This window comes from Paenilisteria newyorkensis (genome assembly GCF_000766145.1).
Classification (GTDB): Bacteria; Bacillota; Bacilli; order Lactobacillales; family Listeriaceae; genus Listeria_A; species Listeria_A newyorkensis.
On sequence record NZ_JNFB01000014.1, the window covers coordinates 23,609 to 42,484 of the forward strand.

13 protein-coding genes, 1 tRNA gene and 1 CRISPR repeat array are annotated in these 18,876 nt (G+C 41.3%); of the genes, 13 read left to right on the forward strand and 1 reads right to left on the reverse strand.

What is annotated here, in order from left to right:
• Positions 1 to 58 precede the first annotated feature (58 nt).
• Positions 59 to 412: direct repeats of the CRISPR family, unit length 29 nt; unit sequence GTTTTATCTAAGTAATGTGAAATGTAAAT.
• Between the two features lie 539 nt (positions 413 to 951).
• The 12 genes from EP58_RS07720 (at position 952) to EP58_RS07775 (ending at position 17,291) form a co-directional block, all read left to right on the forward strand.
• Positions 952 to 1,716 carry a carboxymuconolactone decarboxylase family protein gene (locus EP58_RS07720; RefSeq protein WP_036092067.1) on the forward strand — a complete coding sequence of 255 codons (765 nt, stop codon included), beginning with the start codon at positions 952 to 954 and terminating at the stop codon, positions 1,714 to 1,716.
• Positions 1,713 to 2,291, forward strand: coding sequence for a histidine phosphatase family protein (locus tag EP58_RS07725; RefSeq protein ID WP_036092068.1), 579 nt, complete (start codon positions 1,713 to 1,715; stop codon positions 2,289 to 2,291). Before EP58_RS07720 ends, EP58_RS07725 begins: the two co-directional genes overlap by 4 nt.
• A 73-nt stretch (positions 2,292 to 2,364) precedes the next feature.
• On the forward strand, positions 2,365 to 3,348 hold the full coding sequence (locus EP58_RS07730) for a Gfo/Idh/MocA family protein (protein WP_036092146.1): 984 nt from the start codon (positions 2,365 to 2,367) through the stop codon (positions 3,346 to 3,348).
• Between the two features lie 288 nt (positions 3,349 to 3,636).
• Positions 3,637 to 4,773: a DEAD/DEAH box helicase gene (locus tag EP58_RS07735; protein WP_036092069.1), complete on the forward strand. Its 1,137-nt coding sequence runs from the start codon at positions 3,637 to 3,639 to the stop codon at positions 4,771 to 4,773.
• A 216-nt stretch (positions 4,774 to 4,989) separates the two neighbouring features.
• On the forward strand, positions 4,990 to 7,671 hold the full coding sequence (locus EP58_RS07740) for a sigma-54-dependent transcriptional regulator (protein WP_036092070.1): 2,682 nt from the start codon (positions 4,990 to 4,992) through the stop codon (positions 7,669 to 7,671).
• A 166-nt stretch (positions 7,672 to 7,837) separates the two neighbouring features.
• Positions 7,838 to 8,146 carry a PTS sugar transporter subunit IIB gene (locus tag EP58_RS07745; protein WP_103035028.1) on the forward strand — a complete coding sequence of 103 codons (309 nt, stop codon included), beginning with the start codon at positions 7,838 to 7,840 and terminating at the stop codon, positions 8,144 to 8,146.
• Positions 8,147 to 8,222: 76 nt separating this feature from the next.
• Positions 8,223 to 9,503 carry a PTS sugar transporter subunit IIC gene (locus EP58_RS07750; RefSeq protein WP_036092071.1) on the forward strand — a complete coding sequence of 427 codons (1,281 nt, stop codon included), beginning with the start codon at positions 8,223 to 8,225 and terminating at the stop codon, positions 9,501 to 9,503.
• 245 nt (positions 9,504 to 9,748) lie between these two features.
• Positions 9,749 to 10,054, forward strand: a complete 306-nt coding sequence (locus EP58_RS07755; RefSeq protein ID WP_036067278.1) for a PTS sugar transporter subunit IIA — start codon at positions 9,749 to 9,751, stop codon at positions 10,052 to 10,054.
• A gap of 71 nt (positions 10,055 to 10,125) precedes the next feature.
• Positions 10,126 to 11,211, forward strand: coding sequence for a DUF871 domain-containing protein (locus EP58_RS07760; protein ID WP_036092072.1), 1,086 nt, complete (start codon positions 10,126 to 10,128; stop codon positions 11,209 to 11,211).
• A 245-nt stretch (positions 11,212 to 11,456) separates the two neighbouring features.
• On the forward strand, positions 11,457 to 12,650 hold the full coding sequence (locus tag EP58_RS07765; RefSeq protein ID WP_036092073.1) for a DUF4297 family anti-phage-associated protein: 1,194 nt from the start codon (positions 11,457 to 11,459) through the stop codon (positions 12,648 to 12,650).
• 19 nt (positions 12,651 to 12,669) lie between these two features.
• Entirely contained in the window at positions 12,670 to 14,310 is a 1,641-nt protein-coding gene (locus EP58_RS07770) for an ATP-binding protein (protein ID WP_036092074.1), read from the forward strand.
• Positions 14,311 to 14,600: 290 nt separating this feature from the next.
• Positions 14,601 to 17,291 (forward strand): YhgE/Pip domain-containing protein, encoded by a 2,691-nt coding sequence (locus tag EP58_RS07775; protein ID WP_036092075.1) that lies wholly within the window; start codon positions 14,601 to 14,603, stop codon positions 17,289 to 17,291.
• A gap of 235 nt (positions 17,292 to 17,526) precedes the next feature.
• Here EP58_RS07775 and EP58_RS07780 read toward each other — a convergent pair.
• Positions 17,527 to 17,600, reverse strand: a tRNA-Arg gene (locus EP58_RS07780).
• A gap of 90 nt (positions 17,601 to 17,690) precedes the next feature.
• Between EP58_RS07780 and EP58_RS07785 the strand changes: the two genes are divergently transcribed.
• On the forward strand, positions 17,691 to 18,749 hold the full coding sequence (locus tag EP58_RS07785) for a hypothetical protein (protein WP_036092076.1): 1,059 nt from the start codon (positions 17,691 to 17,693) through the stop codon (positions 18,747 to 18,749).
• The last annotated feature ends 127 nt before the right edge of the window (positions 18,750 to 18,876 follow it).

Genomic DNA, 18,876 nt, shown 5'->3' on the forward strand with positions numbered 1-18,876 from the left:
ATCGGTCGACAGAAATAGGCTCATGAGGTATGATGGGAGTAGGGCTAAAATAGCACGGGTTTTATCTAAGTAATGTGAAATGTAAATTTTGTAACGTCCGGTCTTTTCATATCTGTCGAATACGTTTTATCTAAGTAATGTGAAATGTAAATCAATAACGCCTAGCGCTTGCAAATAGTCACGTTTAGTTTTATCTAAGTAATGTGAAATGTAAATACTGTTAGAAGAAACAGCAATTTCTTTTCCTAGCGCGTTTTATCTAAGTAATGTGAAATGTAAATTTTTCAAAGGTTGCTTGTACGCTTAATTCTGGTTTGGGTTTTATCTAAGTAATGTGAAATGTAAATACATTTACGATTGACGACAATATCGGCTCGTTAGAAGTTTTATCTAAGTAATGTGAAACGTTTTTATCCAACCAATACGAGAACTAAATACTTCAACCCGAAAATCTTCTGAATAAATCTACCCAATCCAACCCTCCAAAAAATCTTTTTGTTGCGTTTTTCCTGCGTATTGTGTAATCTGAATAAGGAAGCTCTGCAACAACTAGCCAAGCTTTCACGCATGTGCAATAAAAAATGCAATCATACATAAAGGTGGGATCGATATGAAAAAAGGAAAAACAGTATGAACAGATCTGTTTACAATTATGATATATAAAGTAGTACTATTCTTTCTGGGAATCATTTCGTGCATCATTTATGTCTTTTCGAAAAAGAAAGATTGATCGAAATAAACTGTCCAATCTGCTGGTGTGCAGGTAACCGCGAAGTTACTTGTGCCACGGCGGATTTTTTTATGCCTACTAATCGTTTAAAATTGACTTGGAGCCCACTTCAGGGTTTAGACTTTACCTAGGAAGCAAAAAAAGTGCAAAACTTGGAGGTGTACAAAATTACGGCACCCACAGACTTTCCGGCAGAAAATCAATAATGGGAGGAATTGCAAATGTCTATTAGTAAAACGGCACAGGCCAACCACGATCAATTATTTCCAAATCACCAATCAACGTTAAAAGAAACGGACCCTGAGTTCATCGCAATTTTCGATAATTTTGCGTTTGATGAAGTTTTGCAATATACGCAACTGACGATCAAACAACGCATGAAAGTAACGCTCGCCGCGCTGATCGCGATGCAATGTGTGAACGAGTACAAAATCATGCTACACGCGGCGCTTCATATCGGTGTGACGCCAATCGAGGCAAAGGAAATCGTCTACCAAGCTGTACCATATGTCGGACTCGGAAAAGTGTTCGATTTTTCGCAAGTAACCAATGATGTCCTGATAGAAAGAGGTGTACCCTTGCCGCTCGAAGGCCAATCCACGACAACCCGCGAAAACCGATATGAAAAAGGTGCGGAGGCAATCAGGCGTGTAGCGGGGGACAAGGTGGATAAAATGTACGAGACGATGCCTGAAAATCAGAAACATTTCGCCGTCTTTTTAGCGGATAACTGCTTTGGCGACTATTTCACGCGAGGCGGATTAGATGAGAACGAGCGCGAATTACTGATTTTTGCGATGCTTGCTTCGATGGGTGGCGCTGATCAACAACTGAAAGGGCATATCGCGAACAACATCCAAATTGGCAATGACAAGCAATTAATGATCGACACTATCACCGTCCTGCTTCCGTATATTGGCTACCCAAGGACATTGACAGCGCTAAATTGTCTCAATGAAATCATACCAGAAGGAGAAAACGAATGAAAAAAACACTTTACCTGATGCGTCACGGTCAAACACTATTCAACGTACGGAAAAAAATCCAAGGTTTCTGCGATGCGCCTTTGACGGAACTCGGCATTTACCAAGCCCAAGTCGCGGGAGACTATTTCAAAAAGAACGGAATCACATTCGGCGCGGCATACAGCTCCACATCCGAACGAGCTTGCGACACACTAGAACTGATTACCGATATGCCATACACACGCCTCAAAGGGCTAAAAGAATGGAATTTCGGCACATTCGAGGGCGAGAGTGAGGATTTGAATCCGCCGCTCCCATATGGCGATTTTTTCGCAGGATTTGGCGGCGAACGAGAAATGGATTTCCGCGCGCGCCTTGTTGAAACGATGGAATCTATCATGAGCCAAGAGGACCACGACGCCGTTTTGGCGGTTTCCCACGGTGCCGCTTGTGCTCAGTTCGCCCGCCATTGGGAAGCAAACAGCAAAACTGGCCCGATCAAAGGCTTGAAAAACTGCTGTATTCTGAAATTTGAATATGAAAACGGTCATTTCACGCTTGTAGACTTTATGAATCACGATTTTGCAAAAGTCTAGCCAATCTCTTCGCAAATTTTCCGATTTTCCGCTATACTGAATAGGAGAACACATGAAGAAGGGAAGTTTTGTTATGAAGCTTGGTATTATGGGAACAAATTGGATTACAGATGCATTTGTGGAGGGCGCGATTAACTCGGGCGAATGGGAAATGAACGCGGTTTATTCTCGCACATTGGAAAAAGCCTATGCCTTTGGTGAAAAATATAAAGTAGAAAACTATTTTGACGATATCGAAGTGATGGCGAGTTCAGACGTTATTGATGCGGTTTATATTGCGTCACCAAACGCGATGCATTACGAACACGCATTACAATTCTTACGTCACAAAAAACACGTTATCGTCGAAAAACCGATTTTTTCAACGGTTGCAGAACTAGAAGATGCGCATAAAGTAGCGAAAGAAAACGGCGTCTATCTTTTCGAAGCAGCGCGTCATATTCAAGAACCGAACTTCAAAATATTACAAGACAGCATTTCAAAAGTAGGGAAGCTTCACGGCGCAACGCTAGCGTACATGAACTATTCCTCGCGTTACGATAACGTGCTTGCTGGCGAAGAACCGAACATTTTCTCGCTCCAATTTTCAGGTGGTTCGCTGGTCGATTTAGGCGTTTATCCGATGTACACGGCGGTTGCGCTGTTCGGTGTTCCTGAAAAAGCGACGTATTTTGCGACGAAACTGCGCACAGGTGTTGACGGTGGTGGCCCGGTTATTTTCGAATATCCAGACTTTACGGTGACGATTTTGCAAGCTAAAATGTCGCAATCCTTCATACCGAGCGAAATATACGGCGAAAAAGGCACGCTTGTAATCGACCCATTGACGGGCATTCAGAGCATCCAATACGCCGATAACCACACGAAAGAAATCGAGGAACTCGCGATGTCAACGATTCCAAACGACATGGAATTCGAAGCGACCGAGTTTGCCAGAATCATCAAAGAGAACGATCGATTAGCGTATGAAGACCTCGAAGACTTGAGCAAAGCCGTACTACAAATCTCCAACGACTTGCGCCACCAAAATGGTATTTGGTACAAAGTCGAGAAATAGTATAGAATAAAATGGACTTTACGCAAAATAGGGAGTTATCGCGAATCCTATTTTTGGGTAAGAAGTAGATTTTGCTTTACACAAATCGAGCGAAAGCGTTTGTATTCAGGGAGTTTGGCGGAAGCCGGAAGCGGAGCGTACGATTGTACGTAAGAACCGGAAGTCTGTCAAACTCCCTGAATGCGAGCGTTTGTCGCCGATTTTTTTTGACTATCACACTATTTTGTTGATTTTAGGGAAACGTGGTATGATAGGGATATCGAATTTAGAGGGAAAAAGGAGTTTATTATGACAATAAAAGTAGTACCTGAAATCTGGGCGGAGCAGTGGAAAGCCCACAATTATGAGGAAATGACCGAAATCCAGCAGCAATTATACACGCCGATCAAAGAGGGCAAAGATGTCATCGCGGTTTCGCCGACAGGAACCGGGAAAACAGTGGCTTATTCGCTACCTGCCATCGAGAAATTGGAATTAAAACCGCATACGCAATGGCTCATTTTAGCTCCATCACACGAATTGGTCATGCAAATCGCGGATGTCGTGCGTTCGTGGCTACCGGCTGGTCTGAAAGTCATCGGCATCATCGGCAGTGCCAACATCAAGCGCCAAATCGACAATCTTAAAAAGAAGCCGCAAGTCATCGTTGGCTCGCCAGGTCGTGTTTTGGAGCTAATTAAACAAAAGAAAATCAAGATGCATGAAGTCAAAATGATTACGCTTGACGAATGTGATCAACTTTTGATTCGCGAAAACGTTCCGACCGTGCTTGAAATCGTGAATAGCGCGATGCGTGACCGCCAATTAGTGATGGCATCGGCGACGAAATTGGACGATCCGATGATGTTTTATCGCAATAGTGAGATCGAGCCGGTTATGATTGAAGCGAAAGCCGAGGAAAGCAACGCGAATGTGAACCATCTGTATATGGATGTTGAGCAGCCACGTGACAAAGCGATTTTGCTACGCCGGATATCGAATGTGGAGGGCATGCATGCACTTGTTTTCGTGAAGGATAAAGTTCGGATGGACATTATTTTGGAGAAATTGCAGTATGATGGTGTTGCCGCAGCAGGAATTCACGGAGAAGTCGACAAAGAAAAGCGCAAAAAATACTTAGCGGCCTTCAAAAAAGCAGAATTGACGTATTTAGTCGTAACCGATGTCGCCGCGCGCGGTTTGGACATTCCCGATTTACCGTTCGTGATCCATTGCGACGTGGCGATGGACGCGAAACAATATACACATCGTTCTGGTCGAACAGGGCGGATGGGCAAAGAGGGGACAGTTCTCTCGTTTGCAAATGAACGCGAAGCTCGGACACTGCGCCAATATTTGAAGGAACTAAACAAAGACCCGATTAAAGTTCGCTATTACGAAGGCGTCTTGACAGATGACTTTGAAAGTAAAGCGAAACGTAAATAAAAAATAAACCCGTGAAAGGAGTGGCACGAATCTGAAATGCTTCCTTTTGCGGGTTTTCTCTAAATTCTAAACAGCACAACACAAACCATGAAACAAATGATCGAGTTCGACTAGGTCAAGTTAGAAATTTTCCGACCTATTGATTTTTTAGTTTGCCGAATCACCTTTGTTACAGTTATAATAGAAGAATAGAGCTTTTAGTAAGGAGTCGGGGACATGCTTAGTAGAAGAGATGAAGTATTTAAGCTGCTGAATAGTGTAAACGGTAAATTGACGGCGAATGATGTTGCTGAGAAATTACAAATGGACCGCGCGAATGCAAGCCGTTACTTGAATGAATTGTTTAAAGACGAGCAGATCGAGAAACTTCCGGGAAAGCCGGTTCTTTACCGAGCCTTCACGAAAGAGGAAGCCAAACCGGGGATTGGCAGTACGCAGACGGCTTTTGATCGGCTGATTGGTTCTGCGCAAAGTTTGAAAGTGAGTATTCAACAAGCGAAAGCGGCGATTCTTTATCCGCCAAATGGTTTACATACATTAATTCTTGGGAAAACAGGTACAGGGAAGTCCTTATTTGCGGAGTGCATGTACAAGTTCGCTCGCGAGGCTGATATGGTTAGCAAAAACGCGCCATTTGTTTCGTTTAATTGTGCGGACTATGCGCAAAATCCACAGTTGCTTTTTGGTCATATTTTTGGTGTGATGAAAGGGGCATATACTGGGGCAGAACAGACGCGCGAGGGCTTACTTGCAAAAGCGGATGGCGGCATTCTTTTCTTAGATGAGATTCATCGGTTGCCTCCGGAAGGTCAGGAAATGTTGTTCACGTTCATTGATAAAGGCGAATATAGGCCACTTGGTGAAAGCCAGGCTGTGCATACGGCGGAAGTGCAGATTATTGGTGCAACGACGGAATCGCCAGACAATTTCTTGCTGGAAACTTTTACAAGGCGGATTCCGATGACGATTACGTTGCCACCACTCGCAGAACGGCAGTTGGAAGAGCGCTATCAGTTGATCGAGTTTTTCTTGTCACAAGAAGCAACGCGTTTGCACCAGACGATTCGGGTTCACCGCCAAGCTTTGATGGCCTTTTTGTTATATCACGCGAGCGCCAATGTTGGTCAGCTACAACGTGATTTGAAATTGGCTTGTGCGAAGGCATTTTTGCATTACAAAACAAAAGCAACGAACTATATTTTAATTGAGCAGGACGATTTGCCGATTTATGTTCAAAAAGGTTTGCTTCATTTGAAAGACGAGCCGGAGAAAATGAACCGGTTAATCGATGTGAACAAGACGATTTTTAAATTTTACGATACGAGTGAAGCGAGCGATATAGCGATTGAAGATGTGGATGACGTGTATCAAGCGATTCAGACGAAGGCCGACCAGTTAATGAAAGAGGGGAAGGACCAGTCGGAGCTTGAGGAAGCGCTCTACATGGATGTCGATCAGTATTTTCATGAATATATGGGCCAACTCCCGACGCAGCAATCGGCGAAGGAGATCATTAGTCCGGAAATCTGGCAGCTCACCGATCAAGTCTACGCCTTGGCAGAACAACGCTTGGAACGTAAATATAATGAAAAAATGCGTTTTGCGTTTGCGCTCCATTTACAAAGCACGATCGAGCGGATTCGCGAACAGAAGCACATTGTCCACCCGGATTTGAATAATGTCCGCAAAAAGTACTCGAAAGAATTCCAAGCGGCGATCGATATTTCGGGATTATTAGAACAAGCGCTAAGCATCGAAATTCCTTTTGACGAAATCGGTTTTTTGACGATGTTTTTAACCGAGGAAGTCGTGGAATCGATTTTCACACAGGAAGCGTTGGTCGAAGTCATTGTCATGATGCATGGCCGCTCCACGGCAACAAGTATGGTGGAAACGGTTCAAGAACTCCTCAACATTGAGTCTGGTACAGCGATGGACATGCCGTTATCGGTAGAAGTAAAAGCGATGTACGAGAAAGTAAAAGCCAAGGTCCAGCAGCTAAATCCGACAAAAGGTGTGCTGATTTTATCAGATATGGGCTCGCTTACATCATTTGGTAACATGTTGACCGAAGAACTCGGCATTCGCACAAAAACAGTCAGCATGGCAAGTACGCCGGTTGTACTGGAAGCGATCCGCAAAGCCTCATTGGGACGCGGATTGGAAGACATCTATCAAAGCTGCCAGCAACTCTTTGAAAATAAATACAAGGCACAAATTTTACGAACCAAACCAACGAAAAACGCGGTCATCTTCACGTGTTTTACGGGAGAAGGCGTAGCAGAACAGCTGCGATCCCGCGTGGCGCCAGTTATTGACGAATCAAAAGTGGAAATCATCGTCTTGCAATTTTTGCACAAAGAAGCTTTCCGCGAACGCATCGATCAATTAATGGAAGAATACAATATTTTAGCGATCATGGGCTCTGTCGAATTCCAATACCGCGAAATTCCGTTTTTCAGCGCATTAGAGGTATTTTCCGAAGGCGGCTTGGACATCGTGAAGCGGATTATCAACGACGAAGTACCGTACGATCAGCTGATTTCATCCCTAGAAGGCAACTTAAAAGAAGTCGAATCACCAGAACAACTCGTCTACTTCCTGCGCAAAATCATTTCGGAATTACAAGTCCAGATGAACCTAGTGCTGGAACCAGGCGTTGACATCGGCATCATTTTGCATCTCGCATTCCTAGTGGAACGAATGAAACTCGGCGGCGTTGATCGCGAATTCCCGAACATCGATGCCTTCACGAAGCAACACATGATCGAAATGCAAATCACACAACAAATGATGGAAAACGTCAATTTGGAGTATAACATCATCGTGCCACAATCAGAAATCGCGTACCTAACGCAAATGATGACAGCGAACAAAGTAATAACAAGTGAAAATTAACCCAACGAGACAAGTGTGTACATAATTTACACACTTGTTTTTTGTTCATGTGTAAGCAAAAATTCGGGGTTCTCATGCGTTTTTCTCGAATTTTAAAAGTTGGCACGGAACTTGCAATTATAAGAGTGAGGGTTAAGAAATAGCGTTTTAGGGAGGATGAATCGAAGTGAAAACAATCATGTTAGTTTGTTCCGCGGGTATGTCAACCAGTTTGCTAGTCACAAAGATGGAGAAGGCGGCAGAGGACAAAAATCTCGAAGCCAAAATTTTTGCAGTATCAGAAGCCGAGGCGCCAGATAATATTGGCAAAATCGACGTCTTACTATTGGGGCCACAGGTCAGGTTCTTAGAAAGCAAATTCAAGAAAAAACTAGAACCATTCGGGAAGCCCGTCGCAGTCATCAACAGTATTGATTACGGTATGATGAATGGCGAAAAAGTTTTAGATCAAGCACTATCTTTACTTGGGGAATAAGCGGTACCTTGTGACTGCTTAAATATAGGAGGAGGCAAACGTCTCGTCCAAAATAAAATTATTGGGGGAAATACAAATGAATGGTTTTATCGCATTTATGGAAAAGTACTTTATTCCTTATGCAGCCAAAGTCGGTGGGCAGCGTCATCTAGTTGCTATCCGTGATGGTTTCATTTCAACAATGCCATTAATGATCTTGGGGTCATTAGGGACATTAATCAACAACTTGCCAATCCAGGCTTACCAAGACTTCATGAATAACTTATTTGGGGAAGCGCTTTGGAAATCTTTTGGGGGAAATATTTGGAACGGTACATTCGCGATTCTAGCACTTTTAACTGCTTTTACTGTAGCTTATAACCTAGCGAAATCATATGATAAAGATGCTTTATCAAGTGGTGTTGTATCTGTTTCTTCTTTCTTTGCCATTGGTGGTTTAACAGGACTTAGCTCGTCAGGCCTATTTTTAGCCCTTATCGTAGCTCTACTTTCAACCGAATTATTCACACGTTTAAGTGGAAATTCAAAACTTATTATCAAAATGCCAGACGGTGTTCCGCCGGCAGTATCTAGATCATTCGCGGCACTTTTCCCAGCGATGATCACAGTAAGTATTTTTGCAATGTTTACAACGATCCTTTTCGGATTAGGCGTAAAAGATATCGTTGGCGAATTCTACAAACTAATTCAAGAACCGTTCATGGGCCTTGCGAATACATTACCAGCAGCATTACTACTTGCATTTATTTCTTCATTCCTATGGTTCTTCGGACTTCACGGTGCGAACATTATCGAGCCATTCATGCAAACAATTAACGTGGACGCGATCGCTAAAAACGTTATCGCAATCAACCACGGTTTAGACGCTCCTTACATCGTTAACAAACCTTTCTTTGACTCTTTCGTCAACTTAGGTGGTACTGGTGCAACGATTGCCATCATTATTTCGGTATTCCTATTTGGTCGCCGCAATAAGCAATACGTTACTGTATCAGGACTAGCTTCAGCTCCTGGACTATTCAACATCAACGAACCATTAATGTTTGGTCTACCGATTGTGTTAAATCCAATCCTATTCGTACCTTACATCTTGGCTCCACTAGTGCTTGTTACAATCGCTTACTTCGCGACATCACTAGGCATGGTACCAGCAGCAACAATCGTAACACCTTGGACTACACCGCCGATCATTGGTGGGGTACTCGCTACACAAAGTTGGACAGGTGGGGTTCTAGCCGCGGTCAATATCGCCGTAGCCGTACTCATCTACGCACCATTCATTAAAGTAGCAGAAATTCAAGAAATCCGCCGTGAAAAAGCAGCAGCAGCCGGCGAACCGACAGAAGATAACTTTTAAAACGAAGAGCTGACCACACCCGTTAGCTCCGACAGAAATTGTTAGAGGGCGCAGAAAAAGCCATCCTTTGGCTTTTTCGGAGGCCACGAAATTTCCGAGGAGCTGGTGTGGGGAAGCCGGACAAGACGAAGTGCGGAACAAGATGGATGACATGTTCACTTTGTTCACATGTATATTGAGGCTCTAAGTAAGCAAAGTACGCTTTCTAAGAGCCACAACAAATTTACTCAAGGATGTGGAACTTAATGGAAGAATTAGAACTGACAATTATGAATCTAATCATGTTTGGTGGTAACGCAAAAAGCGATGCCATGCTAGCAATCGATGCAGCTAAAAAAGGTGACTTTGCTTTAGCGGACGAACAAATCCAAAAAGCAGAACAATCATTACTTGAAGCACATCATTCCCAAACAAAACTAATTCAAGGCGAAGCTCGCGGTGAGAAAACAGAAGTATCTTTACTTCTAGTTCACGCGCAAGATCACTTGATGAACGCTATTACTTTCAAAGATTTAGCGATCGAAATTGTAGAATTATATCGCGTTAAGTAATTATAAAAATGGGGGTGAGGAGTTTTCCTCATCCCCATTTTAAATATTTGTAGAGAGGAAGTTTACTTATTATGAGAAAATTAGGTATTTCAGTATTCCCGCAACATGCCCCACTGGAGGATTCGTTAAATTACATCGAGACTGCTGCAAAATATGGTTTTAGCCGTATTTTCACGTGTTTAATTTCGGCAAATGACGAAGCAGAGTTTGCGAAATTAGAAACGATTTGCCAAACAGCAAATAAGCTCGGCTATGAAGTGATTGCTGACGTTGATCCTGGCGTTTTTGCCTCATTAAACCTGACATATCAGGACTTAGGGCGTTTTAAAGAATTAGGATTATCCGGTCTGCGTTTAGATTTAGGTTTTTCTGGTGCGGAAGAAGCGGCGATGTCTTTTGATGATAATGATTTGCAAATCGAACTAAATATCTCGAACGGAACGAAATATGTCGATAATATCTTGTCATACCAAGCAAATACAGCGAATATTATCGGTTGTCATAACTTCTATCCACGTCGTTATACAGCGCTTTCTCGCGAGCATTTCCTTCGTACAAGCGCCCAATTCAAAAAATACAACTTGCGTACAGCGGCTTTCGTATCTTCCAACGCTGGTAAATTTGGACCGTGGTTTGTTGTAGATGGCGGACTTCCAACATTGGAAGAACACCGTGGCATGCCGATTACTGTTCAAGCAAAAGACTTATGGAACACCGGCTTGATCGATGACGTGATTATTGGCAACATGTACGCGTCAGAAGAAGAGTTGAAAGCACTCGGCGAATTAAACCGTAACGAGCTAGAACTTGCGGTCACATTCCTTGACGGCGCCACAGCTGTTGAAAAAGAAATCGTAACAACGCAAAAGCATTTCAATCGCGGCGATGCTTCAGAATACGTGTTGCGCTCAACCATGACGCGTGTTAACTTTAAACAACACGATTTCCCAGCACACGATACAGATACCATCGAACTTGGCGACGTAACCATCGATAACAACGGCTACGAGCGCTATAAAGGCGAAATGCAAGTAGCTCTTCGCGAAATGGAAAACTCCGGTAACACAAACATCGTTGGCCGAGTAATTCCAGAAGAACGCTATCTCTTAAAAACAATCCAACCTTGGCAACATTTCCGTTTAAAAGAACATAAATAAATTCAAAAACCAAGTCTACCAATTTTATTGTGCGTAGGCTTGTTTTTTTATTTGTGGTAGTTTTCGCCGTCGTCTTTAGTATCATTAACTATATAAATAAATGTGCAATTACTGTGAAGTTGAGGATTATGATAATAGGTCGCTAAGTGGATCTATGTATGAATATATTTGATATATTTAGATAAAAAAGTTAAAGTAAGCGGTTAAATGTGATATAATGATGAGCTAAAGGGGGTAGGTATCATTTGGCTAAAACTAGAGATGCTACAGCTACAATAAAAGGCTATTTTTACCAATTCGATTATTCGATATTAAAATTATTAAAAGCTTCTGGGAATGCAACAGTTTGTATTGAAGGAATTGAGGATGTTGATATTTTAAATATTGATGAAAAAATTTCCATTCAATGTAAGTACTACGAGGCTACAGAATACAATCATTCAATTATTGGAAAGCCTATTCGCTTTATGTTGAAGCATTTTGCAGAGAATAGAGGGAATCCTATAAAATACATGCTGTATGGTTACTACTCTAAAGGACAGCACAAGTTACCAGACGTTATCGATGTCAACTTTGCAAAAAAACATTTTTTCAAGTATAGGGCTGACAATATAGCATACGAAGCACACATTAGCTTAGGACTAGAAGATGAGGATATACAAGAATTCTTAGAAGCTCTAGTAGTTGATATAAACGCAACGGAATTTGAAAAACAAAACCAGAACATACTTGCCGAAATACAAGTAATATTCAGTTGCACTTTAATGGAAGCTGAGTTTTACTATAACAAGGCTCTAAAGATTATCAGAGATTTAGCGACTAAAGCAAAAAAAGAGGATAGGGAAACGGATAGGCAGAGCTTCTTAAGGGAATTAGGTAGTGATAAAGAAAATTTGTTCAATCTTTGGTATATAGGGATTCGTGGTATAAAGACGTATTGTCAAAACGTCAAGAAATTATATTTTTCAGAGTTAAATAGATCTCCTTACTCGCGTTTTTTTCTAATAGATTGTAGAGGTGACTCATCTTATATTGATATAAAATCGATGCTGATTATGATTTCCGGAAAGATGACTAATATATCTAAGCGAGAGAAAACACCATTTTGTCCATATGTTCATCTCTATGGAGTTGATGACAGGAAACTACTCTTGATAAAAAAAGCTCTTAGAGATGACGGGATTGTTTTTTTAGATGGGCACTCATTTAAAGATGCTGATTTTCATTGTGACTCAATATGTGTGGAGGCTAATCACCAAAATCAAATCAGATTAAAAATAGTTAATGAGTTAGGAAATGTATCAGAAATATTAAATAAGCTGAGTAACGTTCGAGAATTATATCAGTTTTATTTAGAAGCTCCATTTTATAATAATGATGAGTACAGACACATTGTACTCCCAATAACATCAATTAACGATTTGAATCAAATAATCTAAAGAACTAGGGGGAGAAGTTTTGATTAAAGAGTCTATTAATGCGGAAGTTATATCAGTTTTTCCAAATAAGGTCAGAATTGCAGTAGATAAATTAGAGGATTTTAAAATTGCTGATGAAAAGCTAAAAGTTGGATCTTATCTACGAATAGCTGATAATGAAAATGCAGTACTAATTGCAGTTATTGAAAATTTCACAATTGAGGTTAGTGAAAAGGGAGATAGAAAATACATACTGGAAGCTAATCCATTAGGGATTATTAGAAATGGAGAGTTTGAGAGAGGAGGCGATACAATTGCTATTCCACCTAAAAAAGTTGAGCCTGCTAAGAAAGAAGAAATAAAGCAAATTTTTGAAGAATCTTTGAAAGATGATAAGAAATTTGTGTTCTCTAAACTATCAACTGATAGAGATATCCCCGTACCTGTAGATGGGGATAGATTCTTTAATAAACACATTGCAGTTGTTGGTTCTACCGGCTCAGGAAAATCTCATTCTGTAGCTAAAATTATACAAGAGGCTGTTTTATCTAAAAAGTCATCTTATATGGGTTTAAATAATTCTCATGTGATAATTTTTGATATTCACGCAGAATATAAAGCTGCTTTTCCTGATGCTCGAATAATAGATACATCTAATCTAGTGTTACCATATTGGTTGCTCAACAGTGATGAGTTGCAGGAACTATTTCTAGATACAGATGCAAATGATCATAATCAACGAAATATTTTCAAAGAGACTATTATTTCAAGCAGAAAGAAGCATTTTGATGGTGATTCTTTCTTAAAAGAAAAAATTCATTTTGATTCGCCACTTTTTTTTGAACTAAATGATATACTAAGCGCGGCTGAGGATAAGAATGTAGAGATGGTTCCTGGAGCTAGTAATAAGCTAAAAGCAGGTCCCTTGAATGGTAAGCTTTCAAATTATGTTAGTCGCTTAGAGAATAAAATAAATGATAGTAGACTGGACTTTTTATTAGGAGAAAGGTCAAAAGAAATATCTTTTGAAAACACAATTGAACAGTTAATTGGTTATGGTGAAGATACTTCAAACGTTACTATTTTAGATTTGAGTGGGGTGCCATTCGAGGTGTTGAGTATAACAGTTTCACTTGTGTCAAGAATCATGTTTGAGTACGGCTATTATTATAAACGTTTGAGGCACGAGAATAATCCTGGAACAGACTGTAATAATGATGTGCCGCTACTACTGGTTTATGAAGAAGCGCATAAATATGTGCCAAATAGTGATTTAGTTAAGTATAGAGCATCTAAACAATCAATTGAGAGGATAGCTAAAGAAGGTCGTAAATATGGGGTTTCTCTTCTCCTAGCTAGTCAAAGACCGTCAGAGATATCTGAAACTATTTTTTCTCAGTGTAGTAATTTTTTGGCACTTAGATTAACGAATCCGAATGATCAAAATTATGTGAAAAGACTTTTGCCTGATACACTTGGAGACTTAGTCGAGAAAATGCCTTCGCTTAGGGCTGGCGAGTGTTTATTAATTGGTGATGCAGTAGTTTTACCATCAATAGTACAGGTTGATAAGTGTAGTCCCGAACCAGCTTCGAATGATATCCCATATTTCCAATTATGGAAAGAAGAGTGGGTGTCTCTGAGCATGGAAGAAATAAAAAAAATATGGTATAAAAATTAATTTAATACAGTATTGATAGAATAGAACCATAAATTCAAGCACCACGATTTCCAAGTATATGACACTGATAACATCGAGCTTGTAGGCATAACGATTGATAAAAACCGCTAAGAACGCTATCTCTTAAAAACAATCCAACCTTGGCAACATTTCCGTTTAAAAGAACATAAATAAGCGAAAGAAATACAAGCTAAGTACTGTAAAAAGTGCTCTGGCTTGTATTTTTTATTGCAGTCATCCAGTTCGCCCTGTATAATCGGACGTGAGGAAATATAAGGGGGATGTGAAGAATGAAGAAAATCTGGGGTATTTTTATACTCGATTGGCGTCGGCTTTTTAAAGCACCGATTGCTCTGACTCTAGTGCTTGCGCTCGTCATTTTGCCATCTCTATACGCGTGGTTTAATATCGAAGCGCTTTGGGATCCATATTCTAACACATCAGGAATCAAAGTTGCCGTTGTTATCGAAGACGAGGGCGCAGAAATTACCGTTCCAGGAAAAAGTCCGCAAAAAATTAATGTTGGCACACAACTCAAAGAACAGCTGAAGAAAAATGACTCGCTAGGTTGGACATTCACGACGGAAGATAAAGCCAAAGAAGGCGTGAAAAAAGGCGACTACTACGCGGCTATTTTTATTCCGGCTGATTTTTCGAAGGATATCGTTTCAGTTGTCGGCGGAGACCCAACGAAGCCAACGATTCAATACGCGGTGAACGAGAAAATAAACGCGATTGCCCCGAAAATAACAGATAAAGGCGCGTCGACCATTGTGGACCAAATCAGTTCAGAATTCATCGATAAAGTCAGCAGTTCTGTTCTCTCAGAGCTTAACCAAGCAGGAATCGATCTGGAAAATGAGCTACCGACTTTGCGCCATATCAAGGATAAAGTTTTCCAAGTGAAGCAGAGTATGCCGCAGATTATCGAGATGGGCAAGCAGGCTGTTATTTTAGAAGGAAAGCTACCCGATTTAAAAAGAAAAGCGAACCAAGTGGCGGAGCTAAATCAGAGTATGCCACAAATCAACGCAGCCGCACAAGACCTATTACGCATTGAATCGCAGTTACCGCAGCTCGACAAACTGGGCGAAGACATCCTCGTATTACAGCAGAAAATACCAGAAATCAAGCAAATCGCGACGGACGTAAAAGCGGTCAACGCTAATTTTGGAACGATTCAAAAAACGGTCAACGATGCGCTATCCGAGTCCACCAAAGCGCTCGGAATCATTTCAGACGCAGAAAAAGCCTTGCCGACTATCAAAAAAATTGCCGATGATGGCTCCAAATACGCCGATAAAGTCACGGATTTCACGAAACAAGTAGACCAATCCTTCCAAACGGTGGCTCCAGCGATCAAACAAAATCTGATTTTGCTACAACAAGTCACAAATAACGTCTACGAACTAACCGAGGCGCTCAAAAACGGCAGCATTGACCCAGCCAAAGTCATCACAGTCATCGATCAAATCGACACACAATTAACGAGCGCCAGCACGATGCTCACCAAACAAATCGAGCTGCTGACCTCCTTGAATGAAACATTGCCAAACAAACCGTTAACAGGCTTCATCAGCGACCTAAAAGCCATGCAACAAGACTTGGCGACGCAACAGCAAACACTGGCTGAAGTCAAAAAAATCATCGAAGCAGGCGAAGAACCTAGCCAAGCTTTACTCGATCAACTAAACGCAGAGGCAAAAAAAGTGAGCGATGACTTAGCGGCGATTATCGGCGCGTATGACTCCAAGATTGTACCAACAATCAACGCAGCACTAAAAGAAATCAGCGCAGACCTCGCCAAAAGTAGTGCATTACTAGACGGTGCCAAAAATAAACTACCAGACATTGCAGCGATTCTGAAAAACGCCAATCAGACACTTGTAACGAGTCAGACTTACTTGAAAGAATTCCAGAAACGATTACCAGAATTGCAACAAACACTAAGCGATGCGACGGCGTTCATCGATACGAAACTCGACACAGTAATCAGCGGTATCAACACAGCCGCAGCCTTTTACAAGTCAGACTACCCAGACGTAAAAGCTAAAATCCACAAGGCCGGCGACTTCGTGCGCAATGATTTACCGACACTAGAATCCGAAATAAATAACGCCGCAAAACTAATTGAGGAAAAGTTCCCCGAATTTGAAAAAGCCGTCAAAGTTGCGGCTGATCTATCCAGAACAGAACTACCACAATTCGAGCAAGCCATCAATAAAGCGGCATCACGCATCAACGAATTTGACCAAAATTATGATATGCAACAAATCATCGCGTTTCTCAGAAATGACGTCGAAAAAGATAGTGATTTCATCGCGCACCCAATCCAACTGAAAGAGACAAAGTACTATCCGATCCCAAACTACGGATCAGCTAGCTCGCCATTTTATACAGCGCTTTGTTTATGGGTCGGCGCCTTGCTTCTCATCTCACTATTGCGCGTGGACGTCGAAGTACCACGAGGCATCTTTAATCACCATCACGTCTATTTTGGCAGATTACTCACGTTCCTATCAATCGGTCTCGCGCAAGCCCTCATCGTCACGCTCGGCAACATTTTCCTTCTCGGCGTATCCATCGCAAGCCCAGTCTATCACGTCCTATTCAGCATGTTTATCAGCGTCGTCTTCATGATTATCGTCTACACACTCGTCTCGCTGTTCAACAACGTCGGTAAAGGAATCGCAATCATCCTGCTCGTCCTACAAATATCAGGAGCAGGCGGAAACTTCCCAATTCAAGTATCACCACCATTTTTCCAAGCCATCTATCCATTCCTACCGTTCACATACGCGGTCGGACTAATACGAGAAAGCGTCGGCGGCATCTACTGGCCAAACGCCATACACGACATCATCCTACTCGCAATATTTGGCGTCCTATTCATCCTGTTGGGCATCCTACTCAAAAAACCACTAGACAAAATCGTCCCAAGCCTCTCAGCAAAAGCTAAAAAAAGTAAATTAATTCACTAGTAAAAAAGGATCTGGCATTAAAACCAGATCCTTTTTAGCATCAAAATCATTGTTAGTAACACAGAAGAAATTATTTTGTAACATTACAGTAAAAAAAGAAGATTAACGCTTTATTTTTGAAATAAAAAACGCTATAATGAAATAGTACATAAAAGTTGAATCTTTTGGTGCATATAGTAAAATAGTTAACATAAATGTATGTGAAATGAAAATTTTTGTATTTCAACTAAAAAAATGTCCTGAGAGGGAATCGAACCCACGACCTACAGCTTAGGAGGCTGTCGCTCTATCCTACTGAGCTATCAGGACATGCTTGCATTTACGAACTTTATCATTTTAACATAAAACAGAGGCGGGGAGCAATCTGTTTGCAAAAATCAAGAGAGAGGAAGGAACAGATTGAAGAAATTTATACCAGTATTGATAGGAGTACTACTTCTAGTCGGATTAGCAGCATGTGGTAAGGAAGGCATAGACAAGGTTCTGAGCGACAATTCACTGACCGTTATCCAGAATGTGAAAACAGATTTAAAAGACTACCAGCTAGCGTATGTGAAGGATGACAACGATACAACAGGTGTGCTCGAGTACTACAAAGATACGAATGGAAAAGATATTTCGAATATACAACTGGACTCCGCGCTTAAAACAAAAGATTCGAAGGTGAAAATAAACCTCATGAATGGCTTGGACGGCTTAATCGCAATGGTCGAAATCCATGATGCCAGTCTCGCGAAAGAGGCGACGGAACTCGTTTTGCTCGATAGTAATGAAGAAGTAGACGAAGCAATCGGTGTTTCACTAGCCAATAAAAGCGCAGTGGGAGGCGGGAAAACAGTGGCGATTGTCGCGATTCCCTCACTAGATCCAAAAACAGCGAGCGAACTAAAGCGCATCGAATTACGCAACAATTCGAATGCCAGCGTCTATGAGAACGAACTCAATCCAAGTAAAATAAAATCCCCAGCCCCATCAGAACGCGCGAAGAAAAATGCCTTTTTCCCAGCAGTTAATAAATATATTGCTGACAAAGAATGGAAGGTAGTAAGTAGCGCGACACAAAAGAAACAAATCTACACAGCGATTTTACGCGATAAAGAAGGGGTGTATCATTTAGCAGAATTCACGTATCCAGACAGTAAACTAGTCGTGAAGGAAACTGCCAAAAATGATAATCCGCAATCCGATAATGACGTCTCATTATTGCAATTACAAGGTGACAAAAACCAGTATATCGGAGTCGTGGCTGAGTTGGAAACAATTCTGGACAAAGGCACGACAGTCATTTTGAAATCAACGGACGGTAAAGAGTATAAGCAACCACTACACACAGGTTACAATGACAGAAACGCCTTGATTCAACTCACAAAGAAAACAGAGATGACACTCGACACGATTTCCTCTGTTTCGATTCAGGATGATAACGGTAACGAATTATACACGATGGAATTAAACTAAATGAAATGGTTGGCATGAGGTCAGATACAATACCTTGTGCCAATCCTTTTTACATTTCATCGAGTTACAAAAGTGTAAGCTTAAATGGCTATAATGTAATATAATAAACATGTGAATTTCCGAATAA

Bases quoted from the DNA above. Each gene is read 5' to 3' on its own strand.
- EP58_RS07720 (WP_036092067.1), top strand. From the start codon at position 952: ATGTCTATTAGTAAAACGGCACAGGCCAACCACGATCAATTATTTCCA.
- EP58_RS07725 (WP_036092068.1), top strand. From the start codon at position 1,713: ATGAAAAAAACACTTTACCTGATGCGTCACGGTCAAACACTATTCAAC.
- EP58_RS07730 (WP_036092146.1), top strand. From the start codon at position 2,365: ATGAAGCTTGGTATTATGGGAACAAATTGGATTACAGATGCATTTGTG.
- EP58_RS07735 (WP_036092069.1), top strand. From the start codon at position 3,637: ATGACAATAAAAGTAGTACCTGAAATCTGGGCGGAGCAGTGGAAAGCC.
- EP58_RS07740 (WP_036092070.1), top strand. From the start codon at position 4,990: ATGCTTAGTAGAAGAGATGAAGTATTTAAGCTGCTGAATAGTGTAAAC.
- EP58_RS07750 (WP_036092071.1), top strand. From the start codon at position 8,223: ATGAATGGTTTTATCGCATTTATGGAAAAGTACTTTATTCCTTATGCA.
- EP58_RS07755 (WP_036067278.1), top strand. From the start codon at position 9,749: ATGGAAGAATTAGAACTGACAATTATGAATCTAATCATGTTTGGTGGT.
- EP58_RS07760 (WP_036092072.1), top strand. From the start codon at position 10,126: ATGAGAAAATTAGGTATTTCAGTATTCCCGCAACATGCCCCACTGGAG.
- EP58_RS07775 (WP_036092075.1), top strand. From the start codon at position 14,601: ATGAAGAAAATCTGGGGTATTTTTATACTCGATTGGCGTCGGCTTTTT.